Source organism: Pseudoalteromonas mucoides, from assembly GCF_049257175.1.
GTDB lineage: Bacteria > Pseudomonadota > Gammaproteobacteria > Enterobacterales > Alteromonadaceae > Pseudoalteromonas.
The window spans coordinates 257,638-269,477 of the sequence record NZ_JBMMUC010000005.1 but is presented as its reverse complement, the minus strand read 5'-3'; the positions used below and the strand labels follow the sequence as shown (position 1 = coordinate 269,477).

The window sequence follows — 11,840 nt, the reverse complement described above, 5'->3', positions numbered from 1 at the left end:
AAAACATTCTTTGCTAAATCAATAGCCAATATATTAGTATCTTTCATGTATGGACTCCTTTGGTTAATCTTTTGTCGGATTAAGACCGTACCTCCTCAGGGAGAGGGAGTCCATACATCTAGGATTGTTCCGTAGCTCGTCGCCCGCCGCACGAAGCCATCGTTTTTCATCCTCTGTGCAGCGAAGCGCCTCTATGCCCTCTGTGGTAAATTCACTTTTTCGCCCTAAAGGACGACCTACAATTCAAACCCGTTGGGTTTCGTTGCACTCTACCCAGCCTACAACATCCGCGCGGCAACTCCGTCATTTATCTGATATTTACGTAAATAGTCGTACTTTCGTGAAAGTTAATAACAATCTCACTCATAACACGCTAGGCTAATAGCATCATGTTTAAAAATTGGAGTCATTATGAAAAAGTCTTTTTGTACTAGCTTAATCATCAGCCTCATTGGTTTAACCAGCTTACAAGCCTGCGCACAATCCGAACAAACAATCCCGGTCGCTGCAAGCGCTGATAAATATGAACTTGAATTAATCGCCAATGGGATTCAAATCCCTTGGGGAATGGCTTGGCTTAACGAACAAGATTTATTAGTGACTGACCGCGCTGGCGAACTTAGGCTTATTCGTAATGGCAAATTGCTAGATCAAAAAATCACTGGCGTGCCTAAAGTACATGCTCAAGGACAAGGCGGCTTATTAGATATTGAGCTTGATCCTAATTTTAACGATAACGGTTGGATTTACTTTTCATACTCGGGTTATGAAGGTGATGGCGAAGGCTATAATACGTCAATCATGCGCGCACAACTAAAAGACATGGCGCTCGTTAATACTCAACTACTATTTGATGGTGCACCAAATACCACGGCAACCAAACATTATGGTTCGCGCATTGAGTTTGATAACGACGGTTATTTATATTTTTCTATCGGTGATCGTGGTAAGCGTGATGTTCACCCTCAAAGCCTTGAGTACGATGCAGGTAAAATTCACCGCATTAACAGCGATGGCTCAATTCCTGAGTCAAACCCATTTGTAAGTCAGCCAAATGCGCACAAGAGTATCTATTCGTATGGCCACCGTAACCCTCAAGGCATGGCAAAACACCCACAAACGGACGCAATTTGGAGTCATGAACATGGCCCTCGTGGCGGTGATGAAATCAATATTATTAAGGCTGGTGCCAATTACGGCTGGCCAGAAGTAACCCACGGCATTAATTACATTGGCACTAAAATTACTGATGAAACAAGCCGCGAAGGAATGGAGCAACCAGATTGGGTTTGGGTGCCGTCTATTGCGCCCTCTGGTATGGAATTTGTTACCAGTAATAAGTACCCGCAGTGGCAAGGTCACGTACTAGTTGGTGCAATGAAGTTTGCTCACTTAGTATTAGTTGAGCTTGATGGTAATAAAGTAACGGGTCACAGTAAGCTGTTTGGAGGGGCTGGCCGCGTACGCAGTATTTCAACTCACCCAAATGGTGATTTATATCTGGGCATTGATGGTATGGGAATTTACCGCATCGTGCCAAAAGCCTAACCTCCGATTACCACTAAACATTCACGCCCTGATATTTTCAGGGCTTTTTTGTTGTTCACAGGTTACGAAAGTCGCTTTTTTGCAATTATTTTTATTTACTCGCCACTAAACTAGATAGCTGTTATTTATCTATTAGGAACGATTATGCAAAGAGCTAATTACTATAAAGTTGAACCCGAGTTAATAACCTACTTGATTGAGCAAGAAGCATTGATTAAACAAAAAGTCGAAAACACTTTTGGAGTGACAATTTGGGAACTGCTGAAATTAAGAGCATCACAGTTAAACCAATGTGCGTATTGCTTGGCAATGCATAGTAAACAAGCGCTGGAGTATGGTGAGAGCATTAACCGCATTATCGCCCTTAGTGCATGGCAAGACGCGCCTCTTTATAACGATAAAGAGCGTGCTGCATTAGCGCTTTGCGAGAAGTTAACCTTGTCACAGCACATTGATGATGATTTTTACCTGACTCTGGAAAAATTATTTGATCAACCAAGTTTAGTTACGCTCACCGTAGCTATTAATGCTATAAATAGTTGGAATCGTATAGTCAAAATGTTTAAACCTACAGTCGACTTTAATGAACGATAAACTATTACTTGAGCTTTACAGCCCAACAGGCGAAATAGCTGATTATGTACAAGCAATTTGGTTTGCTCGCGCCCAATTTTCAGGGGAGAGTTGGCTCCCCTGCGATGGTGCGAAAGGCGTTATATTTCTTATTTCTGGGCAGCTTAACTTAGCTGGCAAACCATTAAATCAGCCCTATTCTATGCAAACTATCTCTACGCAATCAGAAAAAGTGACATTTACTGCAGGCTCCATTTTTTGTGGGATCAGGTTTAAGCCCGCAGGGCATGCTCACCTACAGAAGGTTAATCACTCCCTTGTTGCACCAACCACTTTAGCAGGTATTGCACAAGCGCTTGACCAAGGTGCGAATTTAGATTCATTTATAGATTTGTTATCAGCACACTTCAATGCACCAAAAATACACCTCCAGACGATTGAGCACACACAAAAACTGATCCATAAAATAATTAACCTCACTCCGCTCAATACCGCTTATGAGCATACCCCTAAAGGTAAGCGGCAATTAGAGCGTTACGTTAAAAATACCTGCGGCATTACCGCCAAACACCTAGCACGCATTTACAAAGTCAGGCAGGCTAAACAACTTATAAAAGAATACCCACAGCTAAGCTTGGCACGACTCGCCCTTGAGTGCGGGTTCTCAGATCAATCTCACCTAAACAATGAGTTCAACGCTATTTTACAAATAACTCCCGCCAAATATAAAAAGTTAATCCATCAATAAATGCTGTTCTAAAAACAAAAAAGCCTGCAAATTTGCAGGCTTTTAATCCATTACCGTGTTGGGTTTCGCTACGCTCTATCCCACCTACAACACAATTATGCTTGTAATGAGGTAGGCCACAAACGTTAAGCCACCAGCGAATAATGCATACGGCATTTGGGTTTTAACGTGGGTCAGTAAGTCACAACCTGAAGCGATGGCCGACACCGCGCTAGTGTCTGATATTGGCGAACAATGATCACCAAATACGCCACCACCTAAGATTGCCGCAATCACTAATGAAGGCGGTAAACCTAGCGCTTGAATCAGTGGCACACCAATAGGAATAAGTATCGCAAATGTGCCCCAAGACGTACCCGTGGTGAACGAGATCACCGCACCGGTTACAAACAGTACTGGCACCACTAGGTAGATAGGTAAGTAATCACCCACTAGCCCTGCTACAAATACGCCTGTGCCTAAGTCTTTTAAGCTGGCACCTAAAGTAAGTGATAGCAAAACGATAGCGACTAACGGAAGAAGCTCGCCCATGCCTTTAAAGCCAATATCAACGAGTTTATGGTGCGTAAATTCACGCGATGACACCATTAAAAAGTAAGCAACTACACAGGCTAAAATAGTGGCATACAGCACTGATTTAGAACCACTACCGCTGGCAATATCACCATTACCTGACCAATACATAAAGCCAACCATACTACCAATTAAGGTAATTAGCGGCACTAGCATGTAACGTGCTTTTGTGCCTTTTACTTCTTCTTGTAGCTCTGTTTGTTGATGCTCTAATTGTTCTTCGGCTTTTTTAAGTGGGCCGTGAACTTTATCAAATGAAATGGTGTAAAACACAATCAGCAGGGTAATGATTGCGTAGAAGTTATAACCTATACTGCCCCATAAAACCGATACGGCCGATTCGTCCATATCATAGTTACCCAATAAACCCAGTACGTATGCGCCCCAGCCATTGAGTAATATTAAAATACACACCGGCGCGCTGGTGCTGTCGATAACATACGCTAAACGGGCACGGCTCATTTTGAATTTATCGAATAAACCACGCGACAAAATACCCGCGGTAAGTACACTTAGGTTGGATTCAATAAATACCGCAATCCCTGAAAACATAGTTAAAAAACCAACTTGGCGTTTGCTTTTAGCCACGCCTTTGTTCATTAACATATTAACAGTGGCAGCCACACCACCAGACTCACGAATATAAGCAAGCAATGCACCTATTAAAATACTAAATATGAGTATGCGGCTATTACCCGGTGAGCTTGCCACGCTTACGACACGTTCAATGGTGTTGATAAAAGTATTAAACAGCGTGTTACCGTCGCCTTGTAAGGCTAATAAAAACTCTGATGAAGCAACGGCAACAAGCAGTGCCATAATCACTTCTTTGCGCCAAAATACGATCAGTATCGCGATTAACGGCGGTAAAATGGAATACCAAGACATACAAAAACCTTTTAAGTTGCGACTACGCCGCTGTTATAATTATTATCAGCCTGAGGCCAAAATAAGCCCACTAGCTTAATATGTTGCGTAATAAACTCAACATAATTCGACTAATGATTTAAAAGTGCTTCATAAACAAGCGAAATCACTGAGCCATACTTACCTGTTTCAAACTTTTTACCGATAAACTCATAATGAGTATCACTGCCTTCAATGGGTGTATGACGAGCATTTGTTAATAATACGATTGCTAAATCATACACAGGGTCGATAACCGTCACTGTGCCAGTCCACCCTGTATGACCATATGCTTGCGCGCTGGCATAAGGGCCAAAATGCCATTTTTGTGCTCCATGACCTGCTCTACGCCAGCCTAAGCCATAAGTTTCGTTGCTCGCTTGTGCGTTAGTAAATTGTTCAATTACTTGCGGAGTAAAAAATTGTTTATTGCCATAGCCGCCACCATTTAATAACAGCTGCATCATTATGCTCATATCATGCCCGGTGCTAAACAAACCGGCATGGCCAGCAACACCACCTAGTGCATAAAAAGCCTTTTCATCGTGCACTTGGCCTTGCAATACTGTTGTACGTACATTTTCAAACTCTAAACGTCCACCTCGGGTATTACCTTGTAGCTCAGTAGCGGCAATTTGATTTTTGCTGAAGCCTTTTTGCAGTGGATTATAAACAGTTTGAGTTAAGCCTAAGGGTTGGTAAATTTGTCCTTCTACGTAGCTATCGAGTGATTGCCCCGTAATACGCTCAACCAGTACACCTAGTAACATGTAATCGATATCTGAATAGAGGTGCTTTACATTACGACCCGCTACAAAGGGGATGCCAGTCAGTAACAAGTTTTTCGTGCGCAGACTATTTTGCGAGAAAAATCGCTCGCCAAATTTATTGTCTTTACGGTGAAAGTCCACCACTGCGGGGTAACCTGCGCTATGAGTCAATAAATCTTTCACCAAGCGCTGCTCGCGCCCTGCACCTCTAAATTCTGGTAGGTAATAAAATAGTGGTTTTTCAACATCAAGTTGACCTTCACTAGCAAGCTTCATTAACGCAAAGTTAGTGGCAAACATTTTTGTGTTTGAAGCGATATCAAATAGGGTATCAGCTTGCATTTTTTGCGGATTGACTAATAACTTTCCTTCTGCAGAATATTTTTTTGCATCCCCATAGTGGCTTAACTTAATCAGCTGGCCATCTTTTACCACGGCTAAAACGGCACCGGGGAAACCTTGGCTTACTTCTTCGTTGATCAGTGCATCAACTTCTTTAAAGCTCACTTTTTGTGACGTTTTATTGGCAAGCGTTGGATAGGCAAATCGTAAAGTTAAACTGGCGCCTTCAGGCATAACGTTATCTACTTTGAAGGTATTAGTGCCATTATGAGTGCGCTTAGCCAGGCTATATTTATAATGTTGTTGAGGGGTTAACGGGTTAGCAATATTGATTTTTTCACCATTGATAAAAATATCCGCACTGGTTGCATTGGTGTTTTCAATAATAAGTTCGCCACGGCCTTTATATGCTTTAAAAGTCCCTCTGTCATTAACTAATAATCGGCTACTTGGGTTGTTATCTGGGATCCGAGCAACTACTTGTGCATTACTTAAGGTGATTGGTTTGGCAATCTCGATAGCTTGTTCTTTTTCATATTGCGCCATTAACTTAGTTAACTTTTTAGGAAAGTACTTTTCCATCAAAGCAAACAGCACAGATGCACTGCGGGCATCGGCATTACCACTTACATGCCAAGGTAAAAAATGCATTTGAAATGCGCTTAAGGTATCAAGTGTCTGTGGGTCAAGCTGGTTTGTTGCTTTTACATCATAACCATAGCCACGTAATGCTTTTTGCATTAACTCAACGGATGGCTTAACTAAACTAAATTGCTGCCAGTACTTATCAACGGTTTCACTTTCGTACCACGCGCCAATGCCTGCCTTATAAAGTTGATACCAAGGAAACCGCGGGCCCGGATCGTTTTTACGGCTCGGTGCAATATCTGAATGACCGACCACTTGAGTAGGCCCAATATCTGGGTTGCGCGCTAAAATACCTTTGCTTAATTCAATCAATAACTCCATTTGCTTGGCATCGTAATCGGGAAAGATACACAGTTTTGATGCATCATTCTCCATTTGTACATCAGCAGCAACTTCAGGGTAATGGCAGGTGGGTACATTGACTATTTCAATGCCAATGGACTGGTCGTTCAAATCGTCTCGGCCTTGCCAAAAGCTACGTCCGGCATGCCATGCTCTATCGTGCTCATCAACTAACTGAATAATTTTAAGTTCGTCTTCTGGGTAGCTCGCATCGTTTGATTCAGGTAATAAGTAATGAGCACTTAGACCACCTTCTTCGACCAATACGCGCATCGATTTTTCATAATCAATGGCTGTGTAATGCATCACTAAAAATTTAACCCGGTGGCTATAATTAGCTGACTGAGTAAATTCATAAGGCGTAGAAGCACAACTTACAAGTAAGGTTGCCGTCGTCAATAAGCCAAGCTTTTTAAACCAAGATACAAACGTCATAGTTCTCTCATTACTGAAAAATCATAATAAACATAAATAGTGAGGCTTAAACTATCAAGTACCAATCCCACCTTTTCCCTATGCTAAACACTACCACAGATGAATAAGTTGTAAATAATTTATTTACAAAAAATAAAGAAAGGAGGATATTTTATATCTAAAATGATTCTACGATTGCTTTAATTAGAGTTTTTCTTAATTAGGTTGTCAAACTATATTATTCCTATTATTCTTAAGTATTATTCCAAATAAAAACTTACAACTAATTGGAATATTATATTTACTTATAAATTTAATATATAAATTATAGCAACAAGCGAACCCAAAATAAGTACAAGCTAATTTCATTTAATGCTATAAATACACTAAATACTTTAATAAGCGAGCACTATGTCTACATTTGTTAAAATCAAAGCATTGCGTCAGTCCTTATCAAGCAGTGAAGCAAAACTAGCAGACTTCACATTAAACTCAGCTAATGCAATACGTAATCTTTCTTCTGTTGAGCTAGCCAAGGTTGTTGGTGTTAGCCAATCAAGTGTCGTAAAATTTTCACAAAAACTGGGCTATAAAGGGTTCCCTGCCTTTAAATTAGCGGTTATCGATGCATTAAATGATGAAACCAGCGAGCCAAAATTACACGGCAAAATCACATTAAATGATTCATTAGAACAAATTGCCGAAAAATTATTAAGTAGCAAGCTAGCCGTACTAAATGAAACTAAAAACCTTAATGACGCCCCCTCTTTTGAACAAGCCGTTAGTTTGCTTAAATCCGCTAAACGCATTTTAATTTGTGGCTTAGGCGGCTCTGCGCTTGTTGCTAAAGATTTCTCTTATAAACTACAAAAGCTTGGTATGCCTGCTATTGCAGAACCCGATGGTCATGCACAACTTTCTTACGTATCAACGTTTGGCAAAGGTGACTTAGTTATTGCGATTAGTGAATCAGGGGTAACCCGTGAAATTGCTGAAGTGGTAAAACAAGCAAAGCATAATAATAGCCATGTCATTTCTGTTACTAAATTTGGCAATAGCCCCGTGGCGGATGCAGCAAATGTAAAGCTATACTCTGTTGCCGAAGAAGAGTCCGTGCGCTTATCGTCTATTCTTGCTCGTACAGCACAAGATTTTGTAATCGACATCCTATTTATTGCATTAACCCAGTCTAGTCGCCAAGGCCGCAAGTTGTTAGAGCACTCAAATGATGTAGTTGGTGAGTTTAGAAACCACTAAATACATATCACTATAGAACAGGCCGCATTCGCGGCCTTTTTATTTTCAATTGAATCCAACAATACCCTTTTTCTCTATAAAATATTTCAACGCTACCTCCATAAAAAATTATTTAATTTTAAAAAGATACTATCAAATTACAAATCCCCCCGTTTTCTACTTACTTAAAAAACCTTTCCCTCAAAGAAAATTACACATAAACAATTGTTTTAAATCAACTTTATTTCAAATTTCTTTTAGTCATATTGTAAAAAATTATAACCACCACACTTTTAATATATATTATTTCTATCAAACAGCAGTTTGAGAAGAAATTATTCTTGACCAGTACTGGCAACACATGTTTAATAGAATGGCAACAAATAATAAAAGTTTATGACTCTATTCGGGGAATCAACATAGTTCAGAGCAATAAACAAACTTATAATAAGGACGGGGAAACGATGAAAAAACATGCACCAACCTTCAATATAAGCTCTTTAGCGCAAGCAACACACCGCGCTCTGCGAGTACCAAAAACTGCAATAACCACTGCGCTAATAGCCGCAGCTCTGACCAGTGCTCCAGCACTCGCCAACTTAAACGGTGCCATTAAAGGTAAAGTAGTAACAGAACAAGCAAACCAATCACTCGCAGGAATAACGATCACAGCTCGCAGTAACGTCATGCCAAAAGCACGTACTGTTGTAACGCGTGAAGATGGTAGTTATGACTTACCGCAACTAAAACCAGGTACTTACGAGCTAACGTTTGAAGACAGCAACGGTATTACCCAAACGATGACCGTTGATGTACTGCTTGAGCAAACTTCGAGTGCAAATGTAGTACTAAGTGCAAATAAAGAAAGCGTTGAAGTAATTACGGTAACAGGCAGTAAATTATTCCGCCAAGGTAATTCATCACTTAGTAATTCGTTAGGTAAAAAAGCCATCGAAAGTGTGCCTGTTGGTCAAGATTATCGTGATTTACTAAAGCTTGTGCCAGGTGTTGAGCTTTCACAAAACTCTACTCTAGGCCCTTCAGCTGGTGGCTCCGGTGTTGATAACTCTTATGGTTTTGATGGTGTAAATGTATCATTGCCTATGTATGGTAACTTAGCGTCTGAACCGTCTACTCACGATGTTGAGTTTGTTACTATGGACAGAGGTGGTGCAAAAGCCGTTGGATTTAATCGCTCGGGTGGTTTTTCAATCAATACAGTATCAAAGTCTGGTACTGATGAATTTCACGGCAACGTTGAATATAAAGTGCAACCTAAAAGCTTTGTAGCGACACCTGTTGGTTCAGAAAGCTATGAACTTGATAAAAGCTGGTTAACAGCTAGTTTAGGCGGCCCGCTGATTGAAGATGAATTGTATTTTTATACCTCTTACTACCGCCCAGAAGAAACACGTTCGAATAAAGATACCGCCTACGGTGAGGTAAAAGACTACGAAAGCGTACGTGATGAGTACTTTGGTAAATTAACGTGGGCCCCTACTGATGATATCCTTTTAAATATTTCACAACGTACTTCAGATAAAGAGATCAATGGTCGCTCAGTTGGTGCTTATGAAACTGACTCGGTATCTGTAGGTGATAAAGCATCGCAAGACATCTTCACCTTAGATGGTTCTTGGATTTTAGGTTCAGCAACTACGCTCTCATTTCAATATAGTAAATTTGACCTAGATACAGGCTCACAGCCAGATAACGTGTTATCTGTAACTCCGTCGCTATCTAGCCAACTCGATATCAGTAACCTAGAACAAATGGGTTACTTCTCAGTCCCTAGTATTCGTGATTACGACCCAGAAGGGAGTTATACCCAAGCACAGATTGATGCCTTTAATAACGGTGCAACGCCACTTATTAACCAATATGGTTATACTGAAGATGGTCAAATGCTGGGCGGCGGTGGCGTAGGCGCTTACTATCAATATGATAATCAAGATTTTTCTCGTGACAGTTTCGAGGTGAACCTTGAACACGAATTTGATTGGGGTGATACATACCACACATTACATTTTGGTGCTAAGTGGGAAAAAGGCGTTGAAGAGCTTACTCGTTTATCAAATGGATGGGGCCGAGTTTCGTACGTTGGTGGTTTGGACGAAAGCTTAGAAGAAGGCAGTACTGCGCCAGTTGTTTATCGTGCATATGTTCAACAAATGAGCCTTGCAACTGATGGCAGCACACCCGTTTCAGGAATAAAATCTGAAACACGTAGTCTTAACTTTGAAATTAATGACACGATAGAAGTCGGTGATTGGACTTATAATGTTGGTTTACTTGTAAGCCAAGATACGTGGTATGGCCAAGGTTTAAAAGAAGCCTCTGGAACGCTTTCAGGCTACGAGCTTGCCCCAGGCAACAAGTATGAAATGTACAAAACTGATTGGACAGACATGCTGCAACCTAGATTAGGAGCAACTTGGACCTACTCTGAGGAAGATTCAGTATTTGCTAACTTCTCAATGTATAACCCTGAAGCAAGCTCGCTCGCACGCGCAGCCTCATGGGATCGTAATACTCGCGCAGAAGTGGAAGTAGAGTTTGATAGTGCTGGTAATGTTATCTATGCAGAACCACGCCAAGGTTCTTCAGGTAAAGTGTTTGCTGATGATATGAAACCACGACGTGTAACCGAATTTACAATTGGTACGACTAAGTACGTCGGTTCTGATTTAGTGCTTCGTGCTCACGTACGTCATCGTAAAGGAAACCACTTTTGGGAAGATATGCCAAATACTGGACGCTTAACTGATTATTCAGAAGTTGAAGCATCAGGTGTACCAGCTGATATTGCTGCACAAGGGTTATATGTCGATAATCTAGATGCGATTCGTGATGAGATTGGCGGTTCTTCTTATGTTATTGCTGAAGTTGATGGCGGCGAAACCAAATACTGGGAAGCCAGCATTGAAGCTGAGTACATGGGTGAAAACAGCTATGTAAATGCATCATACGTATGGAGTCATTACTACGGTAACTTTGACCAAGATAATACCACCGCGACTAATGATGCGAATAACTTTATTGGGTCGTCTTACTATGGTGATGGTCGTGGTCGCTATCCATGGGATAATCGCTACGGCACATTATCAGGTGATAAACCACACTTGTTAAAAGTTTATGGTTACTACACGGTTCCTTGGGAAGCGAATCTGGGCGCCTACTTTGTATTTCAATCAGGCAAACCATGGGAAGCATGGGATGGTTCAATCTATGGTTATTCAAGCGACACAAGCCGCTATGGAGAGCCTGCAGGTAGCCGTCGCAGTGCGAGCCACTGGCAACTTGATTTAAATTACACGCAAGACTTTAAAATTGCAGGTGATTTCGAGATGCAATTTAGAGCTGACTTGTTTAACGTATTTAATCGCCAAACAGGTTACAACAATAACCCATATATGAGTTCAGAAACATTTGGTGAATACCGTAACTACTACAACCCCCGTACGTTACAACTTTCATTCAACTTTGAATTTTAAGGGTTAGACAACCAAGCACTAATTTCCCCCATCCAGGGTAAGGCCACATTTGTGGCCTTTTTTATATCTTAAATACGGAGCTTATTGCACAAAGCGCTGACCATTGGCAATCTCACATTGAGCAACTTCTTTCGGTTGGTTGTTTCTGTCACTTCCCAGCATTGTTCATAGATAAAACAAAAAACAGAGCTAAATTAAGGCTTGTTCATCCATTTCAAGCTCTAATCTTTATCTTTTAATGTAACT

General features: G+C 40.9%; 7 protein-coding genes. 5 read left to right on the top strand and 2 right to left on the bottom strand.

Annotated elements, in window-relative coordinates; all coding sequences use genetic code 11:
* Window positions 1-411 precede the first annotated feature (411 nt).
* From AAEU30_RS08110 to AAEU30_RS08100, 3 genes are all read left to right on the top strand, one after another.
* Window positions 412-1,548 (top strand): PQQ-dependent sugar dehydrogenase, encoded by a 1,137-nt coding sequence (locus AAEU30_RS08110; protein ID WP_421960080.1) that lies wholly within the window; start codon window positions 412-414, stop codon window positions 1,546-1,548.
* Between the two features lie 144 nt (window positions 1,549-1,692).
* A complete protein-coding gene (locus AAEU30_RS08105; RefSeq protein WP_421960079.1) occupies window positions 1,693-2,142 on the top strand; it encodes a carboxymuconolactone decarboxylase family protein in 450 nt (149 codons plus the stop codon).
* Window positions 2,132-2,869 carry a helix-turn-helix domain-containing protein gene (locus AAEU30_RS08100; RefSeq protein ID WP_421960078.1) on the top strand — a complete coding sequence of 246 codons (738 nt, stop codon included), beginning with the start codon at window positions 2,132-2,134 and terminating at the stop codon, window positions 2,867-2,869. Before AAEU30_RS08105 ends, AAEU30_RS08100 begins: the two co-directional genes overlap by 11 nt.
* Window positions 2,870-2,953: 84 nt before the next feature.
* On the opposite strand, the gene AAEU30_RS08095 is transcribed toward AAEU30_RS08100, so the two are convergent.
* Window positions 2,954-4,330 (bottom strand): Na+/H+ antiporter NhaC family protein, encoded by a 1,377-nt coding sequence (locus tag AAEU30_RS08095; protein WP_421960077.1) that lies wholly within the window; start codon window positions 4,328-4,330, stop codon window positions 2,954-2,956.
* A 110-nt stretch (window positions 4,331-4,440) separates the two neighbouring features.
* Window positions 4,441-6,885, bottom strand: a complete 2,445-nt coding sequence (gene pbp4b / locus AAEU30_RS08090) for a penicillin binding protein PBP4B (protein ID WP_421960076.1) — start codon at window positions 6,883-6,885, stop codon at window positions 4,441-4,443.
* Between the two features lie 390 nt (window positions 6,886-7,275).
* Between pbp4b and AAEU30_RS08085 the strand changes: the two genes are divergently transcribed.
* Together AAEU30_RS08085 and AAEU30_RS08080 are read left to right on the top strand one after the other, a co-directional pair.
* On the top strand, window positions 7,276-8,121 hold the full coding sequence (locus AAEU30_RS08085; RefSeq protein ID WP_421960075.1) for a MurR/RpiR family transcriptional regulator: 846 nt from the start codon (window positions 7,276-7,278) through the stop codon (window positions 8,119-8,121).
* Window positions 8,122-8,564: 443 nt separating this feature from the next.
* A complete protein-coding gene (locus AAEU30_RS08080; protein ID WP_421960074.1) occupies window positions 8,565-11,594 on the top strand; it encodes a carboxypeptidase regulatory-like domain-containing protein in 3,030 nt (1,009 codons plus the stop codon).
* The last annotated feature ends 246 nt before the right edge of the window (window positions 11,595-11,840 follow it).

What these genes read in the sequence shown, in the direction of transcription:
- AAEU30_RS08110 (WP_421960080.1), top strand. Translation starts at nt 412, where the DNA reads ATGAAAAAGTCTTTTTGTACTAGCTTAATCATCAGCCTCATTGGTTTA.
- AAEU30_RS08105 (WP_421960079.1), top strand. Translation starts at nt 1,693, where the DNA reads ATGCAAAGAGCTAATTACTATAAAGTTGAACCCGAGTTAATAACCTAC.
- AAEU30_RS08100 (WP_421960078.1), top strand. Translation starts at nt 2,132, where the DNA reads ATGAACGATAAACTATTACTTGAGCTTTACAGCCCAACAGGCGAAATA.
- AAEU30_RS08095 (WP_421960077.1), bottom strand. Translation starts at nt 4,330, where the DNA reads ATGTCTTGGTATTCCATTTTACCGCCGTTAATCGCGATACTGATCGTA.
- pbp4b (WP_421960076.1), bottom strand. Translation starts at nt 6,885, where the DNA reads ATGACGTTTGTATCTTGGTTTAAAAAGCTTGGCTTATTGACGACGGCA.
- AAEU30_RS08085 (WP_421960075.1), top strand. Translation starts at nt 7,276, where the DNA reads ATGTCTACATTTGTTAAAATCAAAGCATTGCGTCAGTCCTTATCAAGC.
- AAEU30_RS08080 (WP_421960074.1), top strand. Translation starts at nt 8,565, where the DNA reads ATGAAAAAACATGCACCAACCTTCAATATAAGCTCTTTAGCGCAAGCA.